The following is a 26,324-nucleotide window of genomic DNA, read 5'->3' as shown; positions in this document are numbered from 1 at the left end:
TTATCGAAAACCGTTTTAGCTATCTTGGATGATCAGCCGGTATAACGGATATCGATATAATGAATACGGATGATGTATTGGTCTTCACCGCAGCGGTTTCGGCCGGCAGCCTCTCTGCTGCCGCGCGACGTCTTGGCATCACTCCCATGATCGCAACTCGCCGACTGGCCGCGCTCGAGGCCACAGTCGGAGTAAGGCTGCTTCACCGCACGACGAGGTCACTTTCGCTCACCCCGGAAGGCGAGAGCTTCCTGCCTTTCGCGCAGGCGCTCGTCGATAACGAGGCGGCCGCCATGGCGCTCTTGCATTCCGGCACCGAGAGCGCCGCCGGCCTGCTGCGCATATCCGTGCCGATCTCGTTCGCGCTGAAATTCATCATGCCGATGGTGCCAAAGCTGTTGGAAGACAATCCCGATCTAAGGATCTCGGTCGACATGACCGACAGCCTGCCTGACCTAGTGGCGACCGGGACGGATCTTGCAATCCGCATCGCCCGGCTCAGGGACAGCAGTCTTATCGCCCGCAAACTCGCGGACAATCCGCGGGTCGTCGTCGCCAGTCCGCGCTATCTTGCCCGTCGCGGCACGCCCTCCTCCCTCGACGAACTCGCCGATCACGACTGCCTATCACTCGCCGGCGCCACTCATTGGACGTTTCGCGAGCATGTTGCTGAACGCCACGCGAGACTGAACGGACGCTTTTCCTGCAGCAGCATCGCAGGCTGCTACACGGCATGCCTCGGTGGGGCCGGCATCGCCATGTTGTCGACCTGGTACGCGGCCGACGACATCAAGGCTGGCCGCCTGACGCCGATCGATTTTCATGGCGCAGAACCTGAGCCGATAAATATCTGGGCCGTCTATCCGACGACGCGTCTCGTCCTTCCCAAAGTCCGTGTCTTCATCACCGCTCTTCGCGCCACGCTAGCGGAGGCTGGCATCGAGGGAACTAAAGAGTGACGATGGCCGCCCTCACCCTTTCCGGCGTCATCGGCATGTCGCGGAAGCGAATGCCGGTCGCGTCGGCCAACGCATTAGCAAGGGCGGCCGAAGTCGGCCCCTGCCCGCATTCTGCGACACCAAGAAACGGTTGGCCGGGTTGCTCCTCGACAATCACGTCGATCTTCTTAGGGATATCGAGGAAACGCAGGATCGGATACGCGCTCCAATCGAAGCTGGTGCGGATCGTTTCGTTGTTGGTGACTTCCTCGCGCGTGCACCAACTGAGCGACTGAATGATCGCACCCTCGATCTGGTTCTGAACGCCGTTCGGACTAACCACCTCCCCGCAATCGGCGGCGGCCTGGACGCGGTGAACCATGATCCGTCCGGTATTCTGGTCGACGCTGATTTCCAGGCAGACGGCGCAGTAGGCGCCGAGGTTCTTGTATCGCGCAAAAGCCATACCGAAGCCGTGGAAGGGCCCTTTCTTCTGACGCTTGTGCCAGCCGAATGCATCGGTCGCCGTTTGCATGACCTGGCGAGCGCGGAGATCGGCCATGTGGTTCAGCCGAAGATCGAGCGGATCGACATTGCCGGCAAGCGCAAGCTCGTCGAACATGCTTTCGATCGAGAAGACGTTGAGATGGGCGCCGAGCGAACGCAATGCCGAGACCCTGATCGGCATGTCCTTGATGAAGTGATAAAGGACATTCATGTTCGGCAGATCGTAGAGCGGATTGGAATTGCGGCTTCCGTCTCCTTCCGGCATTGGAATTTCCTTGCCTTCGGGCTGCGGAAAGCCGGGCACGATCTGATTGCCGACGAGAACGCCGCCGGCGCCGACCGGGCGGTTGTTGTGCGGATTGCTCCAGACATCGTATTTCCAAGCCACGATGCGGTTGGAGGCGTCAAGACCGGCTTCGACCTCGGTCACCATGCCCGGACCGAGCGGCTCCCAGCCGAACTCCTGTTCGCGCATCCACTGCAGCCGCACCGACCGGCCGGGAACCGTCATGGCGATATAAGCAGCTTCTGCGGCGACGTCATCCGCACCGTTCTGACCGTAGCAGCCCGCGCCTTCGACATGGATGGCACGGATTTTCTCGATGGGCCGGTCAAGCAGCTCGGCGGCGACGCGGCGTACGTCGTAGGTTCCCTGGCTATGGGTCCAGATGGTCAGGAAATCGTCCTCAAGCAGTGCGATGGCACAGGAAGGACCAATCGAGCCATGACTGATCCATCGGCGCGTATAACGCGCCGACAGTGTCTTGACAGGCGCCGCGGTCGGATGGGCGACGTCGAGAATAACGATGTCGCGCGCCGGCAGCGCCTTCAGCGTATCCGTGACGCTTCCGGTCGGAAACGCTGCTCCTGCCGCCTCGTAGTCGGACGCCTGTAGCTTGCGCATCAGTTTGACCGCGTCCCACTCCTTCTCGGCAACGATGGCCGCAAAATCACCGTTCTGCACGAACTTGACCACCTTCGGCATCGCCTCGATCTCGGCGGCGGGCGGTAGCTTCAGACGCGTCCTCTCGCTCGGGCCTCGCAGCAAGCGGGCATGCAGCATGCTCGGCAGGCGCATATCATGAAGGAAAGCCTGACCGCCGGTCGTCTTGGCGGGGATGTCGATGCGCGGAAGGTTTGTGCCCATTGTTCGAAACTCGGGCTTCTTGCGCAACGGTGCGTTGGCGATTGCTTCGACATGCAGCGAGAGCGCGGCTGCGACCTCACCATAGGAAACCACCCGGCCATCCGATACGGCAATTTGTCCTTTTCCGGTCGTCGAAAGCTGTTCGGGCTCGACCTGCAACTGCTCTGCCGCCTTCTGCAGGAGCACCATCCGGACATTGGCCGCCGCGTTGCGGATTGCCGTGCCGCTATCCTGCATCGAATGGCTACCCGCCGTCAGGCCTTCATCAGGCGTGCGCGCGGTATCGACCGTCACCATCGTGACCGAGGTCGGCGGCAGATCGAGCTCTTCCGCCGCGACCTGCAGCAATGCGGTCCTGATGCCCTGGCCGAGCTCGGCCTTGCCTGTGAAGACCGTCGCGTGACCCTTTTCGTCCAGCTGGATCCAGGAATCGAGATAGGGCCAGTTTTTCAGGCTTCCGGGAAGGTCGGGAGCGACGACGGCAGGCCCTGCCCCTCCTTCGCCGCCGCCGGCGAGCTGGGCGAAGGCCGGACGCGTAAGTGCAAATGCAACGGCTATGCCACTTGCGCTGAGGAAGGAGCGCCGGGTGAGACCGGCATTTGGAATGGCGTTCATTGCGCGCCTCCTGTCGCGGAAGCGAGGGAAAGCTCAAGGCTCGCGCGATGCACCGCCCGCAATATTCTGGCATGCGTCCCGCAACGGCAAAGATTGGGCTGCATGTGCACGCGGATCTGTTCCTCGGTCGGAGATCGGTTACGGTCGAGCAGAGCCTGGGCGCGCATGATCATGCCAGCGATGCAATAGCCGCACTGTGCGGCCTGCTCATCCTGGAAGGCTTTCTGGACGACGTTCGGCTTTTCAGCTGTGCCCAGCCCCTCAATGGTGCGCACCTTCCTGCCTTCAAGCAGGCCGACAGGTGTCAGACAGGAGAAAACCGGCATGCCATCGACATGCACGGTGCAGGCGCCGCATTGCCCGAGGCCGCATCCATATTTGGCGCCATTCAGCTCGAGGTCGTCACGCAGGACGTAGAGGAGCGGCGTATCCGGATCGGCTTCGACCTCATGGCCCTCGCCATTGACGCTGATCGAGATCGTCATTCCGCATTCTCCTTGCGTATATCGCCGACGGCAGCTTCCAGATCGGGCCATGTCGGCTTATTGGTGAAGCGGGCGCGGGCATAGGCGAGCAGCTCGGCCAATTGGCGGTCGGTCACGGTGTTGGAAAAGGACGGCATGTACGGACCTTTTTCCCCTGGCGGCTCGATCCCCCACAGCAGCGTCTGCACGGCGTTCCTCGGGTCATCGGCTTTGAGGTCGGACGTGGATGAAAGAAGCGGCCGGCCATTGACGTTCATCGGCGCACCCGGCGCATGACAGCCGGAGCAGGCGCCTTCGAAGAGAAGATCGGCCTCAGGATGCGCCGCGGCGGCGGCAGATCGATTATCGATGCCGGCTTCGGCTGCGACGGCCGCCGGAGCGCCATCACGAGATGGGTGCATCCGCGAAGCGACGTAGACAGCGATCGCCCTGACGTCGGCATCGTTCAGACGGGAGAGACCTTCGGCAACAGGCCCCATCGGGCCGCCGGCCGCGCTGTGTTCGCGATCGGATCCTGTCTTGAGATAGGCAAACAAGGAATCCGCGTTCCAGGTCGCGGCGGAAGGATTCGTTGTGTCGAGCGCAGGTGCGTTCCAGCCCTCTGCAACGCCGCCGGCAAATTCCCGCCCCTTCTCCTCGCCGCCGCCAAGATTGCGTGGCGTGTGACAGCCGCCGCAATGGGCAAGCCCGTCCACCAGATATTTTCCCCGGTTCCATTCGGCGCTTTCGTTCGCCTGAGGCTCGAACGCCGTCTGCCTGAGGAAGAGCAGCTTCCAGCCGGCAAGCAGCGGCCGGAATCCGAGACCCGGAAGCAACTGGTTTTCGGGAGCTTGCTGCGAGACCGGCTGGCGGGTCATCAGAAATGCATAGATTGCCTTGAGGTCGTCGTCGCCGACGTGGGTAAAATGCTCATAGGGCAACGCCGGATAGAGATGGCTCCCATCGCGGCCGACGCCCTGCCTCATGGCGCGGCTGAACGCGGCGAGCGACCAGGCGCCGATGCCCGTCTTCTCGTCGGGCGTGATGTTGTTCGAGAAGAGTGTGCCGAAAGGCGTCGGCAAAGCGCGCGCACCGGCGAAAGGTGCGCCATTCGGCGCGGTGTGACAGACGATGCAATCGCCGACGGTGGCGAGCTGCTCGCCCTTTGCGACAAGACCACGATCGAAGCTCGAGGGTGATGGGCGCGCGACTTCTGGGAGTGCGGGCTCATAGACGATCCAGGCAGCAATCCCAATCCCGGTAACGATCATAGCCGATACGAACGCGGCTCCGATTGCCAGATGTCGCTTCGAAAGTTTCATATGAGGTGCTTCGCTGTTGCAAACGTTGCGATTATTTCGCGCATGGGTTTGAGGGGCGTCTTGTCGCCACTGCCGCTCTTTTGGACAAATCGATTGTCCCTAAAAATCTTCGGCAATTCGGAAAGCCGTGGGGCCGATCCTGCTTACTGTCGGCCCCACTCCGCTTCATGATCAGATCAATGCGTGCCAGCCTTGCGAGCACGGCGGCCGGTGACCGTGTTTCTGACCGCATCAAGAAGAAGGGTTATCAAGGCCAGCGTTGCGACCGTCGCGACGCCCAGATCCACCGCAGACGAAAGGCTCGCCCAGGTCGCGATCTTGCCCAGCAACAGGGCCACCACGGCCTGGGCCAAGTAAGCGACCAGGAACAGCGCTGAGAGCGTCGCGCCTCTATGCGTCACAGGAGCGGCGGCATTGATGAGCGAAAGTCCTCCAAGGAGGAGCAGGCTGTAGGCCATCCCGCCGCCGATCTGGGCAACGGTATAGAACACCAGCGAGTGCAGGACCGCAGCGAGCGCCAGCAACCCGGAGGAGACAATGGCGATGGCACTGCCCATAAGCATGACCCTACTCGGTTTGACTCCCCGCACCGGGATTGTCGCGACGGCAGAGGAGACTGCAAAAAGCGCGATGGTTCCGCCGTTTACGAGGGCGTTTTGGGAGGCAATGACATCACGCGCCACCTGCGCACCGAGGGAAAGCGTCATTGCGCCAAGCACGTAAGAAGCCGTTACCGCCGCAGTCGCCGTGACGAAGGTCGCAAACAGGCCGTTCGGGATGGCGGGAACCCTCGGCCGCCAGCGGCCGGTGGGCCGCGATGCCGTATGGTTTGGCAGCATCCAGGTCGCAACCGCGAGCACGGTGAGGACTATGGCTAGAACGGCGAAATTTAGCCGTGTCGGTAGCGGCGCATATTCGATGAGCGCACCTCCGACAAGGGCGGCGCCGATCATTCCGAACGCCTGGGCGGCGGCCGTCGCGCTGCCGGCCTGCGCGGTTCGGCCCGGCGCGCTGAACTCGACCATGGCGGCAGCCGACGGCCCTGCGGACAGCCCCACGCCGACGCCCATGAAGGCCCTGCCGATGAAGATCCAGTCAACGTCAGGCGCCAGCGCAAATATCAGCGTGCCGGTGAGCGAAGCGGCAAGACCGAGCAGCATTGCTTCCCTTCGCCCGATGTAATCGGATACATTGCCGAAAACGACGAGCATGAAGACGACGAAGACCGGATAGACCGCGAAGATCGCCGTCGTCATGAATGTCGTCAGATGCCATTCCTGCGCATAGAGCGGATAAGTCAACGCCGGAGCGGCGCTGGTCCAGATCGTATGGGCAACGACGGCCGCAGCCGTCAGAAAGCTCGCTTGTCTTCCAAAAACCTTGCGGCTCATGATCGTGCTCCCGTTATAGGGCTCGACTGCAAATGATTGCTCGCGCTGACGCCAACAAGAATGACGTCTTTCGAGGTGACGATGAGCGGAATGTCGGACTGGGCATCAGCAATATTGCGACCGTCCTTGAAGGTATGAAATGCAATTGGCTTGTTCATTTGCCGAACTCCTATTTCGATGAACAAGATGTCGGCGGATTCGATTAAGATTGAAATTGCCTACGCGGACTATGCATTGTTCACTATTGCTGAACGAGAGAACGCCAAAATTCGTTGAAATCGCCAAGACGCCGTCCGGAATTTGGGCTACCGGTATTGGGCTGCTTCCTGGGCTACGCGATGCAATATCTTCATGATCCCATTACGCAATTCTTGTTTCTCGTCGCCTTTGTCGCCGGGGCGCATTGGCTATTGCCGAAGCACAGGGCTTTCCGCTTCGCGATCGACGTCGCCTTTTTTGTTACGTTGACCGCCATTCTGTTGTCGAACGGCGTTGCGCCCTACTCCGAGACGCTGACATCGTCGGACCTTTGGCACCGCCTGTTCTATGGACTTGCAAAGACAATCTGGTGGCTCGGCGGGGCAATGATGATTGTCAGCAGCGTCAGGCTGTTCCTGATCTTCGAGCGACGGCCGCTCGAAGCGAGGTTCGTCCAGGACTTGATCGCTGGGATCATCTACGTCGGAGCGGCACTTTCGGTGGTGGCATACGTATTCAGCGTGCCGGTTGGCACGCTGATCGCTACATCCGGTGTCTTTGCTATCGTCCTTGGCCTGGCGTTGCAAAGCACGCTTTCCGACGTATTTTCCGGCATCGCCCTCAACCTTGGCCGTTCGTACGAGGTCGGAAATTGGATCATTCTGGAGAGCGGTGTCCAGGGTCGCGTCATCGAGACGAACTGGCGCGCGACCCATCTCTCCAACGCCACCAATGATCTCGTCGTTATTCCAAACAGCGCGCTGGCAAAATCGCAACTCGTCAATCTCAATAGTCCCGATGAAACACATGGCATTGCCATGTCGATCAAGCTTGCTCCGACACGCACGCCAGCAACCATGACAAGACTGCTAGAAACGGTCACGTTGGGAAGCAATCATATGATGCGTATTCCGGATCCCCTGATCTCGATCGTCAACCTCACCAAGGAAGTCATCGAATTCGAGCTTGCTTTCCGCATCCGTGACATATCCGAGACGACAGCCGCAAAGAACGAAATCTACGATCTGGTGTACCGGCACGCGCTCGCGGCCGGAATTCCACTCGCAAGCAACGCCATATCCAGCGCGGCGCTCAAACCAGAGGCTTTGACCGGCTCGGAGGAAGGCTCCGAGAACCCGTTGCGGCTCATCGCAATGCTGCCACTCTTTTACGCGCTTACGGAAAAAGAACGTGAAACGCTCTTCATATCCGCGACGCGACAAACCTATGCCAAAGGGACAGAGATTATCCCGCAGGCAGAACATTCCCAGGCGCTGACGCTTGTGGAAAGCGGCGTGGTGCATGTCGTCCGCCAGGAGAATGGTCGAGATGTGGAACTCAATCGACTGTCGCCGGGGGATTTCTTCGGCGAACGTGGAGTCTTGATCGGCGCGGAAGAACCTGGCCGTATCGTTGCCCTGACGGCGGTCGTTGCCTGCGAGATCGGCAGAGATCAGCTCTGCGAAGTCCTGCGGGAGCGTCCAATTTTGGCTGATGCGATCGCCGCAACGCTTGCAGATCGGCTCGAGCAGGAAAAGCGTCTGCGCGGGGATGGCATCACACCACCGCAGCATGCGAGGACATTGGCCAATCGCATCCGCCAGCTCTTTCAGCTTTCGTACGCAAGTTCGGCCTGATCGAAGATGATCGGATCGGCCCCGACGCGGATCGAAAATGGAGCCCGGTCGATTTCGGCGACGATCAGGCTTTTGCACTGCTGAGCCGGCATGAACCATGAGACATCGACGTCTCTGCCGAAACGTGCTTCATTTTATCAGGCGGAAGTCCTCATTGACGGGACTTTCGCCCGCCGCCAGCCGGCACGATCAGCATATTTAATTGCCGGCCGCTTTGAAGAGAGCGCGGTACCTCTCAATGAGGTAGATGCCTCCATTCCCGCGAAAGCATGTCTCTCCAGCACCTGCCGGAGAGACAAATTGCAGCATGCTGTACATGTCAGGCGAGGTATCTGCTTAGCGGCGATCTGATCGCTTTTCCCTAGCACGCCGCGCTATGCTCTCCGCAAACAGTGGCGTCTCGCCCTTGTTGTGATTGGACGATGCTTCAGAACGGGCTTTAGCCGCATCTGCGAAATTGATGTTATTTTTCTCGCAATAGGCCAGGAACTCCTCGGTGGCGAAGGCGCGCACGTGGTTCGTGTACTCGCAATGGTCGGCATCGATCGGCTTGACGCTGAGCTCCCAGATCACCTGCACCTTGGTGCGACCGTAAGCGGCCATCACATCGGAGATGGATACCATCTTGCAATAGTTGGGCTCAGCGATCTCGCGACATAATGCTGGATCACCAGGCTTCCACCGATCGTTTCCACATTGATCGACATCCGACGACCGTCGTCCGTCCAAGTCGCGCCAGCGGCGATGTGATCGGGGGAGCAGCGCTGATATTCCGCATCGGGCAAGTTGAACAGCCAGTCGGCGATATCGACCTTGTCGGCACCAACATTGATGACATGGCTATAGCTGGAATCGGACATCTGACGATCAGACATTTCATTCTCCTGGGGTTCGATGGATGGTGCGTTTTGGTGGTGCATGCCAATCAATCGCCCTCAGGCGTTTCAACGTGCGCAACGAGTGCCAGGGCTGCTAGAACGGCAGGAACGACAAAATTCCAGACGGGCGAGAGAATGAATGCCAGCGCCCCGATGGCGCAGCCCAAGGCGAAGACGACAACGGCAAGCACCATCCGCTTCAGACGCGAGTAAACTGCAGCCGTGCTCTCCGAACGCCCGCCTACAGCAATATCTGCAAGGTCGAGCATGATCTGGGTCGTCGTTCCGGTCATCAGGGTCGACGGAGGAGATTTCGCCAGATGAACGCGATGAATGCCATTCTGCACCGCCATGGCGGCAACAAGGACCATGCCGATTGCAAAAGCCGTCGGACTGTTCGGATCGCCGAAGGGTCCGTATGCCAAGGCGATCGCCGCGGCGACGATAAGCAGTACCAGCTTGACGACGAGAAGAGGACGCAGGACCGGTCGACCGCTTCGCTGCAACACCAGCCCGACGATACGGGAGACGAATACGACGGCGCAGAAAACCGGAAGTGCGAGGAGCTTGGATAGGGTGCCGCCCATACCCAAGGCTAACGATGCGCCCAAGGTCACGAAATTGCCGGTCACATGCGCGGTAAACAGCCCGCCTAACGCCAGGAAGCCGACGGTATCGACATATCCCCCGTTGAAGCTGAGGAGGAGAGGAAGCGGGACAGCTTTCATTGGCGGAGGATCCTGGATATCTCGGTAAAGTGCTCCGGCACTCCGGACACTGCTTTAGCTTTAATGGGCCGCCTGCCGCTGCGCCCGAGCGCAGCGGCAGGCCGATCGTGTGCGTCAGGCCTTGATGAAGGCGAGCAGGTCCGGATTGATGACGTCGGCGTGGACCGTCAGCATGCCGTGTGGGTAGCTCTTGTAAACCTTCAGCGTACCGTTCTTGAGGAGCTTGACGGAGAGTTCGGCGGAATCGGCGATCGGAACGACCTGGTCGTCATCACCATGCAGGACGAGGGTCGGAACGGTGATCTTCTTGAGATCCTCGGTCTGATCTGTTTCGGAGAAGGCCTTGATGCCGTCGTAATGGGCCTTGGCGCTGCCCATCATGCCCTGACGCCACCAGTTCTGGATCACGCCCTGATAAACGATCGCGCCCTCGCGGTTGAAGCCATAGAACGGGCCAGCGGGGAAGTCGAGGAAGAGCTGGGCGCGGTTGTCTGCGACGGCCTTGCGGATGCCGTCGAAAACTTCCATAGGCAGCCCGCCCGGATTGGATTCGGTCTTCAGCATCAGCGGAGGTACGGCGCTGACCAGCACGGCCTTGGCGACGCGGCCTTGCGGCTGGCCGAACTTGGCGACATAGCGGGCGACTTCGCCGCCGCCGGTCGAGTGGCCGATGTGGACGGCGTTCTTGAGGTTCAGGTGTTCGGCAACCGCGGATGCATCGGCTGCATAGTGATCCATGTCATGACCGTCGCTGACCTGAGAGGAGCGGCCGTGACCACGACGGTCATGGGCAACAACGCGATAGCCGTGCTGGACGAAGAACAGCATCTGAGCATCCCAGTCGTCCGAGGACAACGGCCAGCCGTGATGGAACACGATCGGCTGGGCGTCCTTCGGACCCCAATCCTTGTAAAAGATCTGTACGCCGTCTTTGGTTTCGACGAAGCTGGTGGTCATGGGCGATATTCCTTTAGTCTTTGTGGAGGTGGCAGCGGAGAAGGCAAGAGACGGCATGGCTATCGCAGCGGAAAGGGTTGCGCCGGCCAGCAATGTTTGCCTGCGGGAAAACATTATCTCGATCGGGTTGTCGGATATTTTGGTAACCTTCAGGGTGGACGCTGATTTCATAAGCTGTAAAGGGCCGCACCTCTTGTCCGATAGTCGTCTTGTTTGGACAAAGCTCGGGTCACCGCAGGCCGGCTCTTAGGATCGCTTGAAATTCGATCACCAGGTGAAAGTCAGTTGAGCGCCCAGATAATTGCCGTCGTGACCGCCGGCTTTACGGATGACATCGCCGATCTCGTAATGCACCGCCTCAATGGCGCCTGTCAGATTTGCATTGAAGGCATAGTCGAGCCTGATCTGCCCATAAGCCCCAGACCAGGCACCGCCGCGACCCGCCGTTCCTGCCAGAGGCTGGTTGGGCTGCACGTAAATCGCGTCTGCCGTGGTTTGCCGCCATTGAAGGCCAATTGCCGCCATCAGCGTCATATTGTCCGTCGGCTTCACCGTGATCGAGGGCTTGAGGTGAATGAGGTTTGTATAGCCGGTGTAGCCGGCGAGCGCGAAATAATAGCCGTTCGGGAAAAGAGGATTGAAGGTGCCGACAGTGCCGTCGCCGGGATGACGATCCCCTGAGGCGATATCGAACTGGAGACCCAGCCGCGGGGTCCAAGGGGCATCCTCGAAGGTGTAACCCCCACGCGCGCCGATCGCCCAGGCTCGAATATCCTTGTCGCCGACCGAACCCACCTGACCCATCCCCTCGAGATCCCAATCGAGACCGCTCGAACTGCCTGCAAATCGGGTGTCGAATATGTGCCGGTCTTCGTCTCCCGATCCATCCAGGTAATGTGCGTTGCGCTTCTGATAGAGCGAGTAGTAAGCGGAGAGCTCGTTGGTTCCGAGGACCTGCCGTTCCACGCGCAACGTGCTGAAGCGGAAGTCGCCATTTGACGTGTCGTCGAAAGCCTTATCGTTTCGATATTGGACCGGTTGGCTGACGAAGCCGATGAAGCGCCACGGCCCCGTCTCCCAATCCACCCAGATAGCGTCGAAGGATTGCCGCACATTCGGCCCGTCGCGCGAGGAAACGAAGCGCTGCAGGTCGAAAGCAAAATCCTGCCGGCCAACACGAGCCTTGAAGGTCCCGGCATCGAAATCGTGTGAATAGGAGACGAATGCCAGCCGCAAATCCGCCTTGTCGGCATCCGCCGGGCCGACGGAGCTTTTCCCGAATGCGCGATCATCTTCGAACTGCGTGAATACCTGCCAGTCCTCGAAGAGGTGCAGATCGATGTGGAATTGCGCCCGCTGGATCACATAGCTATCGCGCTCGATCCCGCCGATTCCAAAGCTTGGGGCGTTGTTTGTCTCGAACCGGTCTCGCAAATTCGCGCCGAACGATACGTAGGTTCCCGGATCGCCGGACGAAAGCGGGAGATATTTCAGGCTGTCGAGCGGTCGCGTCCTCAGCGCAGGATCCGCCAGGACGGACCAATCCTCTTGCCAGCGGTTGCTCTTGATCGTGGGCCGCTTGACGGCTTTTGCCTGGTCAGCAGCAATTGCCGCTGTCGCTGACAAGGCCAGCAAGGCGGCCGCCGAGAATAGGTGGCGTTCGATCATCATTATACTCCCTCAAAGGCAGGGCGGCCGCGTCCATGCGGCCGCTGCGCCGTCATCAGGGCTTCGCGGCCGCATGGATCTCCGCCACATAGCCGCCGGGAAATTCCACCATGGCGGCTTGGCGGTCACTCGACTGATAGGGTTCGACGAGGATCTTCACGCCGCTGTCCTTGGCCTTCTGCAGCGTCGCGCCGAGATCCGGGACTTCATAACCCGTCATCTCATGACCGTAGGGAAAGGGCAGATGTCCGTCGGTGACGAGCACGGTCATCCTGCCGTACACGGATTCGATACGGACACGGCGGAACGTATCGTCGGGACGGCCGATCTCGATGCCGGGTGCCTTTCCATCGTCGGAGACAACCTTGCCCTTCGAGAAGGCGAGGAAACCCCTGACAAAGGCAGAGACGGCATCCGCCGACACATAGACGCGGTTGTCCGGGATGGTTTCGAAGGCCGCATAGTTCGGCTTGGTCGTGTGCCAGTAGATCTGCATGTTTACGCCGCCCGGCCACTGGATGACGGCATCGCGGCCGATGGGATCGGGGAATGGCGACACGATCACGCTTGCACCGGCGGCACGGGCGGCGGCAACGGCCTTGTCCATGTCGGTAACGAGATAGCCGGTGCGCTCGGCGCCGAAGGGATAGGGAATCGGCGTCTTGAATCCGAACAGCGACACGGTACCGGCGGGGGTCTGCAGGAGCTGCGACGTCGTGCTGCTCGGGGTCGGCGTCACCGTGGCGACGACCTGCTTCGTGCTTGCCCCGCCGAAAGTCGCAAGGAAGCTCTGGGTGAAGGCGTCGACCTTGTCCGGGTCCACATAAACATGCGTGGTGTCATATTGCGCGCCGACACCGACCTGCGGATAGGCATTGCGCGCCAGCGCGGGTGCGGCCGGCAGCGCTGTAAGGGCGAGAAGAAGACCTAGTATTTGGAGCGGTCGTGAGATCACGTCTTAAGCCTCAGTGTTCGAGATGGGATGGGATGGGAGAGATCTAGCCAGGCGACGAGCAAAAAGCCACCGACGAGGCCAAGATGCTCGAAGAAGGAATTGGCGGCCATGAAGCGCTCCATGCCAGCCGGCAGCTCCCAGAAGCGCAGCGCCAGAAAGGTAGCAAGCAACGTGAAGGCGCCGAGCCCGAGCGCGCCGAGCCAACGGAAGAAACCGACAAGGATCATGACGGAGGCGGCAAGCTCCAAGATGATCACGAGCACGGCGAAAGGTGCCGCCGGCGACAGGCCGAAATGCGTCATTTCGCCGATCGCGCCGGGAAAATCCGTCAGCTTGTTGAGGCCACCCTGTAGATAGGCGGCGCAGAGGCCGAGATGGGCGAGGAAGCGCATCCAGCGCGTCCCGAAGATGGGGCGCGCAAGACTGGCGAGTTTGGTTTGAAGAGTGTCCATGCCTTTGTCCTCACACGGCCCAGCAGGAGCAGCCGAGCGCACCGAAGAAGCCCTTCAGATCGGCAATCGGCAGTCTCGATGTCCAGGCACCGGCATGATCGTGGCCATGCACGCCGCAATCGTTGGCACAACCGCAGGCGGTGATCGCTGTGCGACGCAGCGAATGCCGACCGGCACCCTCTGGCTCGCCCCAGGCGGCATAACCGCCGAATTTGCGAACCGGCGACCAGTCCGGCATGGCAGGCGGTATGTCGTTTTCGCCGAGCGCCCGGAAATCATCGGCGCCGTAGACGATCTTGCCGCCAACCATGGTTAGTTGCGAGGTCAGGAAGGAGATCTCGTCCTCGGCGCAGGCGAAGAAGTCCTTGTCAGGCACGATGAGGTCGGCGAACTGGCCCTTCTCGATGCGCCCCTTCTTGCTCTCCTCGTTGGAGAACCAGGTGACGTTTTCCGTCCACATCCGTAGCGCCGTTTCGCGGTCGAGGCAATTGGCACGGGGATAGAGCTGCATGCCGCCAACCGTCTTGCCGGTCACCATCCAGGAGAGCGAAACCCAGGGATTGTAGGAGGCGACACGCGTGGCATCCGTGCCGGCGGAGACCTTGACGCCCTTTTCCAGCATGCGGGCGATCGGCGGGGTTGCTTCTGCAGCGCCATGTCCATAGCGCTCGACGAAATATTCGCCTTGGTAGGCCATGCGATGCTGGGTCGCGATACCGCCGCCCAGGGCCGCGATGCGGTCGATCGACTGGTCGGAAATCGTTTCGGCGTGGTCGAAGAACCAGTTGAGCCCTTCGAGCGGGATATCCTGGTTGACCTTCTCGAAGACGTCGAGCGCCCGGCTGATCGTCTCGTCATAGGTGGCGTGCAGTCGCCAGGGCCAGCGGTTCTGCGCAAGTACTCGCACGACCCCTTCCAGCTCACCCTCCATTTCGGGCGGCATATCGGGACGCGGCTGGCGAAAATCCTCGAAATCGGCGGCGGAGAAGACCAGCATCTCGCCAGCGCCGTTGTGACGGAAATAGTCGTCGCCCTGCTTGTATTTCACCGAAGCGGTCCAGTTGAGGAAGTCTTGCTTTTCCTGCTTCGGCTTCTGTGTGAAGAGGTTGTAGGCGAGGCGCACCGTCATCTGGCCCTCGTCGGCGAGCTTCTGGATGACGGCGTAATCATCGGGATAGTTCTGGAATCCGCCGCCGGCATCGATGACGCCGGTGATGCCGAGGCGGTTCAATTCCCGCATGAAATGGCGGGTGGAGTTGACCTGATAGTCGAAGGGCAGCTTCGGACCTTTGGCAAGTGTCGAATAAAGGATGCCGGCATTGGGCTTGGCGAGCAGCAGGCCGGTCGGATTGCCGCTGGCGTCGCGGGTGATCTGGCCGCCGGGCGGTTCTGGCGTGTCCTTCGTATAGCCGACTGCGCGAAGGGCTGCGGCGTTCAACAGGGCGCGGTCGTAGAGATGCAGCAGGAAGACCGGCGTATCGGGAGCGATGGCATTGATCTCCTCGATGGTCGGAAGGCGCTTTTCGGCGAACTGGTGCTCGATGAAGCCGCCGACGACGCGGACCCATTGCGGCGGCGGTGTGATCGCCACCTGCCGCTTCAGCATGTTCATGGCATCTGCGAGCGAGCGCACACCGTCCCAGCGCAATTCCATGTTGAAGTTCAAACCACCCCGAACGACATGGGTATGGTTGTCGATGAGGCCGGGAAGAACACGCTTGCCTTTCAAATCGATCACCTTGGTGTTCGGCCCGGCAAGCGCCATGATCTCGGCGTCGTGGCCGACGGCGAGGAATTTTCCGTCTTTGATCGCGACGGCGGTGGCGGCTGGGTTGGAGCGGTCGAGCGTGGTGATCAGACCGTGATGCAGGATGAGGTCCGCGGTCGCGTTATCCATTGCGTTCGTCCTTAACTGGAAAAAGGGATCACGCCTTGTCGGCAGCGGTGTCTGAAGGCTTCTCGCCCTTGGGCAGATGGCCGAACACGTGCGGCTTGATCTGATGCATCCAGGAGACGGCGGCTGGTTCCTTTTTGATGAGCGTCTTGGCGAAGGGAATAATCTGCTCGCCAACAAGGATGCCCAGGAGGCCAACGAGAGCAATGACTGGCGGGGCCGGCGAACGGACGTTCAGCAGGCTATAGACAATGCCGACGAGCAGGCCGGCTGCCAGGGAATACAGATAGATTTTCATGAGTGATTGTCCTTTTGGAATCCATGCCTTGGCCTTAGGCGACCGATACCTCGGAAACCGCGTCGAGGATGACGGAAGCAACGGCCGCTGGCTGCGAAAGCAACGACATGTGGCTGGCTTTGAGTTCGGTCGTACGAGCGTTCAACTTCTCCGCCAATTCGCGTTGGAGCTCGACGCTGACCGCCCGGTCTTCGGTCGAAATCACGTACCAGTTCCCGCGGTTCGCCCAAGCGGCCTTGCTCACCTTGTCGGCGAACGTGCCGGCACCGAGCGGCGGCTGGGTCGCGGCGAGAACCCGCGCGTCCTGTTCCGGAAGATCCTGCGCGACAGCGTTAATCCAACCGTTCACGCTCATCATGTAGCTGCCGCTGCGGTCAGTGCTCACCTCCCCCAGGCCGGCGGGCGCCGGATGGGCAGCGACCTGATCTCCAGTCGATTGGCCAACATTCGGTGCGAAGGCCGCCACAAAGACCAAGGCCTTGACCTTTGGATCGTCACCAGCTTCCGTGATGACGGTTCCTCCCCAGCTGTGACCGGCAAGGACGACAGGTCCATCGATCTGGTTCAGCGCATGGCGGGTTGCCTCGACATCCGCCGCCAAAGATGACGTCGGATTCTGCACGGCGACAACCGAAACGCCCTGCTTCTGCAAAAGGGAAATAACGGATCTCCAGCTCGATGCATCCGCCCATGCCCCATGCACGAGGACGACGGTCGCGTTAATCGATGGTGAAGCGGTCATGGTGAGCTCCGTGTACATGGCGGAAACAAAATGGTGGGTTCCGTGGCGCAGGAACGAGCGCGCCACGGAAAAGTTGGAGGAGCTGGCCGTCGCATCGCGCGTCAGCACGAGCAGCCATTCACTCGTCAATGACCTTCGGACGCGCCGAACATCGTCTTTGCGTAGATGATGCCGAGACCGTAGGAGCCGCCGAACTTCTTGGCGATGCCAGTGGTCATGTCGTAGGTCTCTGTCCGTGCCCAATCGCGCTGAAGCTCGAGCAGGTACTGGAGCGATGTCATCGGCTGAGCGCCTGCTTGAACCATGCGATCCATCGCCCGGTTGTGAGCTTCATCGGAAACGTCGCCGCAGGCATCGGCCAGTACGAAGACTTCAAAGCCCTGTTCAATCGCCGACAGGGCCGGACCAACGATGCAGACGCCGGTCCACAGGCCGGAAAGCACAATGCGCGTCTTGCCGATGCGGTTGATCTCTTCGATGACAGGAGCGTCTTCCCAGGTGTTCATCGAGGTGCGGTCGAACAACTTCTGGCCGGGGAACGCGTCGGTGATTTCGGAGAACATCGGACCGGAAAAGCTCTTTTCGGCAACCGTGGTCAGAATGGTGGAAACGCCGAAACCTTTAGCGCCGTGGGCGACGAGAGCTGCATTGTTCCGCAGATTGACAGCATCAATGCTCTTCGTCGCAAAAGACATCTGCGACTGAAAATCGATCATGATCAGCGTATGGTCGTTAGGAGTAAGAAGCTTCGAGCCCGGCGTCGGTGTCGCGTTTACGGCCATTATGTTTTCCTCAAAAGCGTTGAGCTGAATTGCGTCGTCATTCAGCTAAATTGCGTTGACGGAGCGGATGATGCCCGCTGCGGCAGCAATCTTCTTGTCACTTAGAAGGACATTTTGGATGTTCGGACTGTTTCGGCGAACGGGTATCAAACGGCGCCGGAAGGAAACGAGCCCTGCTCAAGACAGGATCTGAGGGGAAGAATTTTCGCCAAAGCGCAAGCTTCTGGCCGGCTGCGATCTTATGGGATCTTATCGCTAAGTTTCAAGCTGTTCTGCCGGCGCCAGTTGCCAGGGGGCTCTCCCGCAATATCCGAAAACACCCGCGTCAGATGGCTCTGGTCAGCGAAGCCGCAGGCTGTGGCGATCTCTTGAATGGAAAGGCCCGACAGCAGCAGATCTTTGGCCTTTGAAACCCTATACTCCATGACCCAGCGATATGGCGTGCGGCCAAACGTTTCCTTGAACGCCCTGTTAAAGTAACTCCGGGACAAGCTGCACAATTCAGCGAGTTCGGCGATCGAAACCTGTGCGAAGGCGTTCGCCGTCATAAATTCCAGTACCCTTTTTTCCTGCCATGGCGCCAAGACGCCCGTCCTACTCGTCGGAAAGTACTGGCTGGCATAAGTATGCGTCAGATGCGTCAAAAGAACCAAACTGATTTGCTCAAAAAACAACTGATTGGCCTCATGCCGATTGACGAGATAAGGCAGGACGGCCTGAGCAAGGCCAAGAATGACGTCGTCCTTGGTGCCGGGCCGACAGTCGAACCCGCCGAATTGCGGGCGTCCGATATCCTCCAGGAAAGAGCGCACAAAGGACAGCGGGATATTGAACCTCAAATTATCGAACGGCGAGAGATGATGGCACTGCCATTCATTTCTAAGATCGGTAATAGCAATCGCGCCCTTGGGATGCCCGCCTTCGAAAATGAGCTCGTTGTTCTTCCAAAGTCGATGCATTCTGAAATCGGTCAACTGGGTGATGACAGAGACCGCCTCGTCACGTTTGCTCGGCGGAGCGATCGGAAGATCATCCTTGTCGTAGCACAGGCGCGTGATCGTGATGGCCGAGGCCTTCATCGTCCATCGACTGGGACCAGGCGTTCCGGGCGCATTATCACCCTCCAATTGTCTTTCCAATGTCCACCCCGGCCAGCCATCCTTACAGCCACAACGCTAGAGCATTCCTTGGTAAATTCCAACGAATTTTTTACGAAACGCTCCTTTTCGCTCAACTTAATTAGTTAAGGCACCCGGCACGCCAGACCGCCGGCGTCATCCCGGTTTCACGGGAGAAAACCTTCGTAAAATGACTTTGATCCACGAATCCGCATGCGTTCGCGATCGTTTTCAACGATGATTCGCTTCCGCGTAGCAGCTCCTTTGCAGCGTCCACGCGTGCATGCATCAGCCATTGGTGGGGCGTGATGCCGGTTACCTTCTTAAATCCCTGCGAGAAATGATTAGCGGAGAGGCCAGCTGCCGCGGCTATTTCCGCGACGGACAACTCACGGGCAAGATTTTTTCTCATAAACTCTTTTGCCGCAGCCTCGCGATTGAAGGGAAGGATCGTGTCGTCCGCGCCGGCCCCCGTCTCCCCGAGAGGGTCCTCAATCAGATGAGAGCAGATCGCGATTGCCAGGTGTTTCAGAAGCGCTTCCGACGATCCGGTCTCTCGATCAAAGAGGGAAAGTATGACGTCGGTGAGATTGCTTAGAACCGGATCCCTCTCGCCTCTTCGGCACCGCAGCTCGATTGTCGGGCTTGCGCTGGATAACTCTCCGACTTCCTCCAAAAGCGTCTTTGGCAGAAAAAAAGTAACCGAGTGAAGGTTAGCATATAAGACGATTGACGCCCCTTCGGAAAGGTCGACAAGACATACCGATCCCCGTTCGAACTTTCGCGGCAGCGTCCTGCTCCCATCGGCCAGGATATCGCAATGATGGGCCTCTTTGGTGTAGACCATCAGAAAATAGGCATCGCACACGGGAAGGGAGACGATTGGCCTCTCACCATCCGAGACATCCTTGGCTATTCTCGTAACGCAAATCGATGAATCTCTGATAGGCACCGTACGCAGCGCGGCGGCCTCGGGAAGGCCGAAGTACGGGCCGAGCGTTTTCAGTTCAAGATAATCCAGGCTCAATCCCCCTCCTCCAAGACGCCTCCGCGCCTGTGGCATCCGTGAGAACATTTCGGTTGCAGTGGACCATACTAATTCTGCTGAATATCCGCGCAATGCTCATTCTCACGGAAAATCAGGTTGCAACCGAAGAGAGAACAAGCGTTGCGATAACGACCACAATTATCTTGTACAATCTTATGGCAACAACCGAACACGCCACCAATCATCAAAAACCGGACTGATTATGGCTGATTTTCAATTCTCGGTGGATATTTGCGCAATGGTCCGACGTTAGGGTAAGGTGCACCCTTCTATCCACAGGCCGGACAGATCAAAGCCTGTTCTCCGCAGCGATCTCCTGAAGGTCGAGCTCGTGTTCGAGATCCTGCAGGACGCGATCATGGATTTCGCCAGCCCTGTGCATCCGCAGGATTTCGGCACGACCCGCCTGAAGCGCCTCAAGAACCGTCCTGAAGTGATCGACCTTGATGCCCTCATGCATATCCCGGTCAGCTTCGTATTGCGCGGCAACCTGCGCCCGATGCCTGTACTGGTCGAGTAGGCGGGGATGCATTTCACTGCCATCCTCCTTCTGCGAGCGCTTCTGGATCGCACGATACTGTGCTTCCGCTACGCGCCTCCAGGCGGAAGCTTCATTGTCGCGCAACTGCTGTTCTTCATCGGGACTTGCCAATTTGAGGAGGGTGGCGAGCGGGCCCAAGGTTGTACCTTGGACCAAAACTGTGACGATAATCACGGCAAACGCGGCAATAAGAACTATGTCCCTTCCCGGCATCTGTTCCGGAAGCGACAACGCGCCCGTCAGTGTCACCACACCACGCATACCGGCCCAGCTCATGATTGTTGTGGTTTTAATTGATGAAGGCTCTCCGCTCCTGAAACGTCGAAATAGCAGGACCCGTTTCAAAGCTCCTGTCCCAAGCAGCCAGACAAACCGCGCGAGGATCACGGTGAAAACGACGGCTGAAACTGGAATGATAAGATCGCCAATGCCCTGTCCGACCCCGGAGATACGGTCGAGAACGCCTCGAAGTGAGAGGCCGACAAGTATGAAAACAAGCGACTCCAGTAGAAAGACCATTGCCTTCCAAAACGCTTGAGCTCGCACGCGGGTTGAAGCTGAAAAGGTTTCGTGCTGATGGAATCCGAGGATGAGCCCGGTTGTGACCGTCGATAGGACCCCTGAGCTGTCAAGGCGTTCCGCGCCGATATAGGAACTCGCGGCGAGCAGGAGCGTTGCTGTAATGATCAGCTCGCTGTCGCGCAATCGACGGATCACCCAAACGCCGGACCAGCCGACGATGAGACCGACGAGCACGCCTCCGATCGCCACCCATGAGAAAGACCCGAGGGCCTCTGAAATACTGAAGGTGCCGGTCAACGTCGCGGCCACAGCGACGCGTAACAACACAAGTCCACTGGCGTCATTGACCAGGCTCTCACCTTCCAGAAGTGCCGAGATTCGGCTCGGGAGATGAAGCCTCTCGAGCACCGCTCCGGCGGCGACAGCATCCGGTGGCGAGACAATCGCCCCCAATGCGAAACCCACGGCCCATGGCAGACCAGGCAAGAGGAGATGAAACACGCTTCCGACGGTCAATGTCGTGAATATGACGGCACCAAGCGCGAGAGAGGCTATCTCAGCAAAATGCTTCTTAAAGTCGTACCATACGGTGAAATTTGCGCCGCTCATCAGGAGTGGCGGCAGAAAAATCAGCATGACCATTTCCGGATCAATCTTGATCGCCGGAACGCCAGGCGTCAGCGCAAGAACGATTCCGCCGATGATAAGAGCCGCGGCCGGCGGTAGATGCAAACGCCGGGCGACAAGCTCGAGCATGATCGTCGCCATCAGCAGAAGGACGAGAAATTCGTATGTCGATTCGACTGACATTTGGTTCGGGTCTTGCCTTGTCTCTGGTTATGCGTTGCGCCGGAATTGGGTCGAAACGAGCTCCGCCGCGGTGCATCGCAAGGACATTGTTTACCGAAAACGTGGTCGATTGAATTGGACGATAATACTGCTACCGGGCAAAAACCTGTGACCCTGTCAATCCGTCGAGAACAGCTTACCCGCCCTGGCGCCTGACTGGGCGACATGGAGACAGGTTCCCGTGGTAGACCAACTCAGCGCGTCAGCAATCTCATGGGAACGGGGGAAGACGAAATCCCAAATAGCGATAGGGGTGTCCAAGATGCCGACCGAAATATTGGCTAGCGTCTCGCCATCCTGCAATGGAGAATCGGAAACCCACATGGTTGAGTTGCCCTTGATTACGCCGAACGATTGCACACTTCTTTTAATCGACCAGCAGGCGGGCCTCGCCTTCGGAGTCGAGTCCGTCGCTCGTCAAACGCTCCTCGGAAACGTCGTGGCCTTGGCAAAGACGGCCACGTTGTTCGAACTGCCAATCATCGCCTCAACATCCGCCTCGACGGTTTATAGCGGACCCGTTATGCCGGCGATCCAGGCCGCGATCGGCGATGTAAAGTCGGTCGAGCGCCGGAACATGAACCTCTGGGAGGACGAGACGGCACGTGCCGCCGTTGTCGCAACCGGTCGCAAGCGTCTCCTCGTTTCCGGCCTTCTGACTGAGGCGTGCGTATCGTTTCCGGTCCTATCTGCCATTGAGGAAGGTTACGATGTCTCTGTCGTTGCCGACGCCTGTGGCGGGCTGACCCCTGAAAGTCATTCCCTTGCATTACGGCGAATGGAGGCGGCAGGGGCGACGATGACGTCTTGGATTCAAGTCCTCCTCGAGCTTCAAAGAGACTGGACAAGGCACGAAACCTATGCCGGAGCCAGAGGGATTGTTGAAGCCCACGCCGGTGGCTATGGCATCGGACTTTCATACGCGCGCGATATGATCCATCCCCCGCAGCCTTAAGTATGGCTGGCCGCTGCGGTCACTAGGCGGCCAGACTTCTTGACAAATCGATTCAGAAACAAGCGGCACCACATCATCCGCGAACATCATCGATGTGGCCGATCAATGCGTCCCGCCTGAGACTCTTCTTCGTCTGCCGGCGAAGGAAAATCTTCTGCCTTATCAAATACGATGCATCGACAGCTTTCTTCAGGGGTCGATAACGCTCACCCCATCAAGCCTTTGACGCTCGCTCAGCTGACAACGGCCATCAGCGGCAAAAGACGCGAGCACGAGCGGAGCGGCTGGCGGACACGACAGCCTATAGCGGCTTCAAATCTTGATAGCTGATCTTTGTGATTGTAAATTTTGGTTGCGGGGGCAGGATTTGAACCTGCGGCCTTCAGGTTATGAGCCTGACGAGCTACCGGGCTGCTCCACCCCGCGTCACCAGCGCAAACCGGGTTTCGGTTTGTCGCGTCACCAGCGCAAACCGCGTTGCGGTTTATCGCTTGTTCCCTTGGCACCGTATTTCAGGTGTGCAGGGGTAATGTGCTCCAGAAGCGACAAAGGCCGCTTTGGTAGCGGCCTATTGTAACACGGCTAGGCCGTTTTTCAGAGTGTGATGAGAAGATTTTGTGAGGCATAAATTGCTTGGCAATTTAGCCTGAGTTGCGTTTGGCAGACCTGGCAGCGACCTACTCTCCCGCGTCTTAAGACGAAGTACCATGGGCGCAGGGGCGTTTCACGGCCGTGTTCGGAAAGGGAACGGGTGCAGCCACCCCGCCATAACCACCAGGTCGGCAAAGCGCAACTTCGGGCTAAACCGCGCCAGCGGTTTATGCCCTATGAGAAGCTGGTGAGACTGGAAGTCTCGTTTGTCTTATTTGAACACGTCGTTGGATGCGTTTCCGGACGAAGTCCGCAAGCGCAGAGCGCGTCGCCAGAGGTCTGGCGCGCCGTCCGCAGCATAGGGTCGAAGACCCGTACATGCGTGAGGACAAAACTCAATGCAGATGAACGTTTACGTTCGTCTGATGAGCACTGGCAATGGGAACGATCAAGCCAATCGAGCTATTAGTACCGGTAAGCTTCATGCGTTGCCGCACTTCCACACCCGGCCTATCAACGTGGTCGTCTTCCACGGCTCTGATAGGGAACACTCGTTTCCAGGTTGGTTTCCCGCTTAGATGCCTTCAGCGGTTATCCATTCCATATATAGCTACCCTGCTATGCCCTTGGCAGGACAACAGGTCCACCAGAGATATGTCCATCCCGGTCCTCTCGTACTAGGGACAGATCCTGTCAATATTCCTACACCCACGGCAGATAGGGACCGAACTGTCTCACGACGTTCTGAACCCAGCTCACGTACCGCTTTAATTGGCGAACAGCCAAACCCTTGGGACCTGCTCCAGCCCCAGGATGCGATGAGCCGACATCGAGGTGCCAAACAACCCCGTCGATATGGACTCTTGGGGGTCATCAGCCTGTTATCCCCGGCGTACCTTTTATCCGTTGAGCGATGGCCCTTCCACACGGGACCACCGGATCACTATGACCGACTTTCGTCTCTGCTCGACTTGTCAGTCTCGCAGTCAGGCGGGCTTATGCCATTGCACTCGACGACCGATTTCCGACCGGTCTGAGCCCACCATCGCGCGCCTCCGTTACTCTTTCGGAGGCGACCGCCCCAGTCAAACTACCCACCATACACTGTCCCGGATCCGGATAACGGACCGCGGTTAGACATCCATGACGATAAGGGTGGTATTTCAAGGATGGCTCCACAAGAACTGGCGTCCCTGCTTCAAAGCCTACCACCTATCCTACACATGCCGACACGAATGCCAGTGTAAAGCTATAGTAAAGGTGCACGGGGTCTTTCCGTCTGACCGCAGGAACCCCGCATCTTCACGGGGAATTCAATTTCACTGAGTCTATGTTGGAGACAGCGGGGAAGTCGTTACGCCATTCGTGCAGGTCGGAACTTACCCGACAAGGAATTTCGCTACCTTAGGACCGTTATAGTTACGGCCGCCGTTTACTGGGGCTTCGATTCAGAGCTTGCACCCCTCCTCTTAACCTTCCAGCACCGGGCAGGCGTCAGACCCTATACGTCGTCTTGCGACTTCGCAGAGCCCTGTGTTTTTGGTAAACAGTCGCTACCCCCTGGTCTGTGCCACCCTCACATGCTTGCGCATATAAGGGTCACGCTTCTTCCGAAGTTACGCGTGCAATTTGCCGAGTTCCTTCAACATAGTTCTCTCAAGCGCCTTGGTATACTCTACCTGACCACCTGTGTCGGTTTCGGGTACGGTCTATACGGTGGAGCTATTTCCTGGAACCGCGTCCCCGCCCACACAATCCAATAAGTGTGAACAAGTTAAGCAATCCGTCACTACCACCAGGCCCACGAATATTAACGTGGTTCCCATCGACTACGCGTGTCCGCCTCGTCTTAGGGGCCGGCTAACCCTGCTCAGATTAACTTTAAGCAGGAACCCTTGGTCTTTCGGCGAGAGGGTCTCTCACCCTCTTTATCGTTACTCATGTCAACATTCGCACTTCCGATACCTCCAGGACCCCTCACGGGTATCCCTTCATCAGCTTACGGAACGCTCCGCTACCACTCCTCAAAGAGGAATCCTCAGCTTCGGTGCATGGCTTCAGCCCCGTTACATTTTCGGCGCAAAGACCCTTGACTAGACCAGTGAGCTGTTACGCTTTCTTTAAATGATGGCTGCTTCTAAGCCAACATCCTGGTTGTTTTGGGATCCTCACATCCTTTCCCACTTAGCCATGACTTGGGGACCTTAGCTGGAGGTTAGGGTTGTTGCCCTTTTCACGACGGACGTTAGCACCCGCCGTGTGTCTGCCTGATAGTACTCCCCGGTATTCGGAGTTTGGTTAGGATCAGTAAGACGGTGAGTCCCCATAGCCCATCCAGTGCTCTACCCCCGGGGGTATTCGTCAGACGCTCTACCTAAATAGATTTCGCGGAGAACCAGCTATTTCCGAGTTTGATTGGCCTTTCACCCCTAGCCACAAGTCATCCCAATCTATTGCAACAGATGCGGGTTCGGTCCTCCAGTTGGTGTTACCCAACCTTCAACCTGCTCATGGCTAGATCACTCGGTTTCGGGTCTAATGCAACAAACTATATCGCCCTATTCAGACTCGCTTTCGCTTCGCCTACACCTACCGGCTTAAGCTTGCTTGTTACACTAAGTCGTTGACCCATTATACAAAAGGTACGCCGTCACCCTTGCGGGCTCCGACTGTTTGTAGGTATCCAGTTTCAGGTTCTATTTCACTCCCCTTGTCGGGGTGCTTTTCACCTTTCCCTCACGGTACTGGTTCGCTATCGGTCATGCACGAGTACTTAGGCTTGGAGAGTGGTCTCCCCATGTTCAGACAGGATTTCACGTGTCCCGCCCTACTCTAGGACAATAAAGTCATCTACGCGTACGGGGCTGTCACCCTCTACGGCAAACCTTTCCAGGTTCTTCCACTTTATACTTCATTGCCACTGGCCTGGTCCGCGTTCGCTCGCCACTACTTGCGGAGTCTCGGTTGATGTCCTTTCCTGCAGGTACTTAGATGTTTCAGTTCCCTGCGTTCGCTTCTTACACCCTATTTTATTCAGGTGAAGATACCTTGTTACAATGCTTAGAAACCTGAAGTGTTTCACCAGCCACCAGCACGTTGAGGCTACACCGCATCAGCGGTGACGGCC

21 protein-coding genes, 1 tRNA gene, 2 rRNA genes and 1 pseudogene (1 of these 25 only partly in view) are annotated in these 26,324 nt (G+C 58.5%); 4 read left to right on the top strand and 21 right to left on the bottom strand.

The genetic code is table 11. The features are described from left to right. Positions 1-59: 59 nt before the first annotated feature. Positions 60-959 (top strand): LysR family transcriptional regulator, encoded by a 900-nt coding sequence (locus ACK83U_RS16900; protein ID WP_112609729.1) that lies wholly within the window; start codon positions 60-62, stop codon positions 957-959. Here ACK83U_RS16900 and ACK83U_RS16895 read toward each other — a convergent pair. The 5 genes from ACK83U_RS16895 to ACK83U_RS16875 form a co-directional block, all read right to left on the bottom strand. Continuing rightward, the gene (locus ACK83U_RS16895; RefSeq protein ID WP_112609727.1) at positions 949-3,207 is read right to left on the bottom strand and encodes a xanthine dehydrogenase family protein molybdopterin-binding subunit; all 2,259 of its coding nucleotides are present in this window, start codon (positions 3,205-3,207) and stop codon (positions 949-951) included. The two genes, ACK83U_RS16900 and ACK83U_RS16895, sit on opposite strands and share 11 nt — an antisense overlap. Continuing rightward, positions 3,204-3,692, bottom strand: coding sequence for a (2Fe-2S)-binding protein (locus ACK83U_RS16890; protein WP_112609725.1), 489 nt, complete (start codon positions 3,690-3,692; stop codon positions 3,204-3,206). The genes ACK83U_RS16895 and ACK83U_RS16890 overlap by 4 nt, the downstream gene beginning before the upstream one ends. Further along, positions 3,689-4,993 (bottom strand): c-type cytochrome, encoded by a 1,305-nt coding sequence (locus tag ACK83U_RS16885; RefSeq protein ID WP_112609723.1) that lies wholly within the window; start codon positions 4,991-4,993, stop codon positions 3,689-3,691. Before ACK83U_RS16885 ends, ACK83U_RS16890 begins: the two co-directional genes overlap by 4 nt. A 176-nt stretch (positions 4,994-5,169) precedes the next feature. Next, on the bottom strand, positions 5,170-6,384 hold the full coding sequence (locus tag ACK83U_RS16880; RefSeq protein WP_112609721.1) for an MFS transporter: 1,215 nt from the start codon (positions 6,382-6,384) through the stop codon (positions 5,170-5,172). Then, a complete protein-coding gene (locus ACK83U_RS16875; RefSeq protein ID WP_183715765.1) occupies positions 6,381-6,542 on the bottom strand; it encodes a hypothetical protein in 162 nt (53 codons plus the stop codon). The genes ACK83U_RS16880 and ACK83U_RS16875 overlap by 4 nt, the downstream gene beginning before the upstream one ends. A 180-nt stretch (positions 6,543-6,722) precedes the next feature. On the opposite strand from ACK83U_RS16875, the gene ACK83U_RS16870 reads away from it, so the two are divergent. After that, positions 6,723-8,219 (top strand): mechanosensitive ion channel family protein, encoded by a 1,497-nt coding sequence (locus tag ACK83U_RS16870; RefSeq protein ID WP_112609859.1) that lies wholly within the window; start codon positions 6,723-6,725, stop codon positions 8,217-8,219. 336 nt (positions 8,220-8,555) lie between these two features. On the opposite strand, the pseudogene ACK83U_RS16865 reads toward ACK83U_RS16870, so the two are convergent. The 3 genes and pseudogenes from ACK83U_RS16865 to ACK83U_RS16855 form a co-directional block, all read right to left on the bottom strand. Continuing rightward, positions 8,556-9,094 (bottom strand): annotated as a pseudogene (locus tag ACK83U_RS16865) (hypothetical protein). A gap of 50 nt (positions 9,095-9,144) precedes the next feature. After that, a complete protein-coding gene (locus tag ACK83U_RS16860) occupies positions 9,145-9,825 on the bottom strand; it encodes a YoaK family protein (protein WP_112609717.1) in 681 nt (226 codons plus the stop codon). A 114-nt stretch (positions 9,826-9,939) separates the two neighbouring features. Continuing rightward, entirely contained in the window at positions 9,940-10,896 is a 957-nt protein-coding gene (locus ACK83U_RS16855; protein ID WP_412474682.1) for an alpha/beta fold hydrolase, read from the bottom strand. On the opposite strand from ACK83U_RS16855, the gene ACK83U_RS16850 reads away from it, so the two are divergent. Next, positions 10,781-11,032 carry a hypothetical protein gene (locus ACK83U_RS16850; RefSeq protein ID WP_412474883.1) on the top strand — a complete coding sequence of 84 codons (252 nt, stop codon included), beginning with the start codon at positions 10,781-10,783 and terminating at the stop codon, positions 11,030-11,032. The two genes, ACK83U_RS16855 and ACK83U_RS16850, sit on opposite strands and share 116 nt — an antisense overlap. Before the next feature lie 17 nt (positions 11,033-11,049). Here the strand turns inward: ACK83U_RS16850 and ACK83U_RS16845 are convergent, their stop codons facing one another. The 10 genes from ACK83U_RS16845 to ACK83U_RS16800 form a co-directional block, all read right to left on the bottom strand. Next, positions 11,050-12,453: an alginate export family protein gene (locus ACK83U_RS16845; RefSeq protein ID WP_112609715.1), complete on the bottom strand. Its 1,404-nt coding sequence runs from the start codon at positions 12,451-12,453 to the stop codon at positions 11,050-11,052. Positions 12,454-12,505: 52 nt separating this feature from the next. After that, entirely contained in the window at positions 12,506-13,405 is a 900-nt protein-coding gene (locus ACK83U_RS16840) for a glyoxalase (RefSeq protein ID WP_112609713.1), read from the bottom strand. Further along, the gene (locus ACK83U_RS16835; RefSeq protein WP_412474863.1) at positions 13,402-13,797 is read right to left on the bottom strand and encodes a DoxX family protein; all 396 of its coding nucleotides are present in this window, start codon (positions 13,795-13,797) and stop codon (positions 13,402-13,404) included. The genes ACK83U_RS16840 and ACK83U_RS16835 overlap by 4 nt, the downstream gene beginning before the upstream one ends. Positions 13,798-13,867: 70 nt before the next feature. After that, the gene (locus tag ACK83U_RS16830; RefSeq protein ID WP_112609709.1) at positions 13,868-15,754 is read right to left on the bottom strand and encodes an amidohydrolase; all 1,887 of its coding nucleotides are present in this window, start codon (positions 15,752-15,754) and stop codon (positions 13,868-13,870) included. Between the two features lie 28 nt (positions 15,755-15,782). After that, positions 15,783-16,049, bottom strand: a complete 267-nt coding sequence (locus ACK83U_RS16825) for a XapX domain-containing protein (protein ID WP_112609707.1) — start codon at positions 16,047-16,049, stop codon at positions 15,783-15,785. Between the two features lie 34 nt (positions 16,050-16,083). Further along, a complete protein-coding gene (locus ACK83U_RS16820) occupies positions 16,084-16,920 on the bottom strand; it encodes an alpha/beta fold hydrolase (RefSeq protein WP_246712226.1) in 837 nt (278 codons plus the stop codon). Continuing rightward, positions 16,917-17,573, bottom strand: a complete 657-nt coding sequence (locus ACK83U_RS16815) for a hydrolase (RefSeq protein ID WP_112398684.1) — start codon at positions 17,571-17,573, stop codon at positions 16,917-16,919. Before ACK83U_RS16815 ends, ACK83U_RS16820 begins: the two co-directional genes overlap by 4 nt. A gap of 239 nt (positions 17,574-17,812) precedes the next feature. Beyond that, on the bottom strand, positions 17,813-18,652 hold the full coding sequence (locus ACK83U_RS16810; RefSeq protein ID WP_183715783.1) for a helix-turn-helix domain-containing protein: 840 nt from the start codon (positions 18,650-18,652) through the stop codon (positions 17,813-17,815). A 160-nt stretch (positions 18,653-18,812) separates the two neighbouring features. Further along, positions 18,813-19,718, bottom strand: a complete 906-nt coding sequence (locus ACK83U_RS16805; RefSeq protein WP_162708070.1) for an AraC family transcriptional regulator — start codon at positions 19,716-19,718, stop codon at positions 18,813-18,815. 310 nt (positions 19,719-20,028) lie between these two features. Next, complete coding sequence (locus ACK83U_RS16800) at positions 20,029-21,612, bottom strand: Na+/H+ antiporter (RefSeq protein WP_112609701.1); 1,584 nt, start codon at positions 21,610-21,612, stop codon at positions 20,029-20,031. A 361-nt stretch (positions 21,613-21,973) separates the two neighbouring features. Between ACK83U_RS16800 and ACK83U_RS16795 the strand changes: the two genes are divergently transcribed. Continuing rightward, positions 21,974-22,606: a hydrolase gene (locus ACK83U_RS16795; RefSeq protein ID WP_112609699.1), complete on the top strand. Its 633-nt coding sequence runs from the start codon at positions 21,974-21,976 to the stop codon at positions 22,604-22,606. Positions 22,607-22,955: 349 nt separating this feature from the next. On the opposite strand, the gene ACK83U_RS16790 is transcribed toward ACK83U_RS16795, so the two are convergent. The 3 genes from ACK83U_RS16790 to ACK83U_RS16780 form a co-directional block, all read right to left on the bottom strand. Further along, positions 22,956-23,032 (bottom strand) — tRNA-Met (locus ACK83U_RS16790). 238 nt (positions 23,033-23,270) lie between these two features. Then, positions 23,271-23,385, bottom strand: a 5S ribosomal RNA gene (gene rrf, locus ACK83U_RS16785). Between the two features lie 256 nt (positions 23,386-23,641). Further along, positions 23,642-26,324 (bottom strand): 23S ribosomal RNA (locus ACK83U_RS16780); it runs 247 nt beyond the window's last position.

Source organism: Rhizobium sp. WW22 (assembly GCF_047041135.1).
Classification (GTDB): Bacteria; Pseudomonadota; Alphaproteobacteria; order Rhizobiales; family Rhizobiaceae; genus Rhizobium.
This window is presented reverse-complemented; position numbering and strand designations above follow the sequence as displayed.

Bases quoted from the DNA above. Each gene is read 5' to 3' on its own strand.
- ACK83U_RS16815 (WP_112398684.1), bottom strand. From the start codon at position 17,573: ATGGCCGTAAACGCGACACCGACGCCGGGCTCGAAGCTTCTTACTCCT.
- ACK83U_RS16895 (WP_112609727.1), bottom strand. From the start codon at position 3,207: ATGAACGCCATTCCAAATGCCGGTCTCACCCGGCGCTCCTTCCTCAGC.
- ACK83U_RS16830 (WP_112609709.1), bottom strand. From the start codon at position 15,754: ATGGATAACGCGACCGCGGACCTCATCCTGCATCACGGTCTGATCACC.
- ACK83U_RS16810 (WP_183715783.1), bottom strand. From the start codon at position 18,652: ATGAAGGCCTCGGCCATCACGATCACGCGCCTGTGCTACGACAAGGAT.
- ACK83U_RS16875 (WP_183715765.1), bottom strand. From the start codon at position 6,542: ATGAACAAGCCAATTGCATTTCATACCTTCAAGGACGGTCGCAATATT.
- ACK83U_RS16835 (WP_412474863.1), bottom strand. From the start codon at position 13,797: ATGCGCTTCCTCGCCCATCTCGGCCTCTGCGCCGCCTATCTACAGGGT.
- ACK83U_RS16890 (WP_112609725.1), bottom strand. From the start codon at position 3,692: ATGACGATCTCGATCAGCGTCAATGGCGAGGGCCATGAGGTCGAAGCC.
- ACK83U_RS16825 (WP_112609707.1), bottom strand. From the start codon at position 16,049: ATGAAAATCTATCTGTATTCCCTGGCAGCCGGCCTGCTCGTCGGCATT.
- ACK83U_RS16855 (WP_412474682.1), bottom strand. From the start codon at position 10,896: ATGTTTTCCCGCAGGCAAACATTGCTGGCCGGCGCAACCCTTTCCGCT.
- ACK83U_RS16795 (WP_112609699.1), top strand. From the start codon at position 21,974: ATGGTTGAGTTGCCCTTGATTACGCCGAACGATTGCACACTTCTTTTA.
- ACK83U_RS16880 (WP_112609721.1), bottom strand. From the start codon at position 6,384: ATGAGCCGCAAGGTTTTTGGAAGACAAGCGAGCTTTCTGACGGCTGCG.
- ACK83U_RS16800 (WP_112609701.1), bottom strand. From the start codon at position 21,612: ATGTCAGTCGAATCGACATACGAATTTCTCGTCCTTCTGCTGATGGCG.
- ACK83U_RS16900 (WP_112609729.1), top strand. From the start codon at position 60: ATGAATACGGATGATGTATTGGTCTTCACCGCAGCGGTTTCGGCCGGC.
- ACK83U_RS16870 (WP_112609859.1), top strand. From the start codon at position 6,723: ATGCAATATCTTCATGATCCCATTACGCAATTCTTGTTTCTCGTCGCC.
- ACK83U_RS16885 (WP_112609723.1), bottom strand. From the start codon at position 4,993: ATGAAACTTTCGAAGCGACATCTGGCAATCGGAGCCGCGTTCGTATCG.
- ACK83U_RS16860 (WP_112609717.1), bottom strand. From the start codon at position 9,825: ATGAAAGCTGTCCCGCTTCCTCTCCTCCTCAGCTTCAACGGGGGATAT.
- ACK83U_RS16850 (WP_412474883.1), top strand. From the start codon at position 10,781: ATGGGCGATATTCCTTTAGTCTTTGTGGAGGTGGCAGCGGAGAAGGCA.
- ACK83U_RS16845 (WP_112609715.1), bottom strand. From the start codon at position 12,453: ATGATGATCGAACGCCACCTATTCTCGGCGGCCGCCTTGCTGGCCTTG.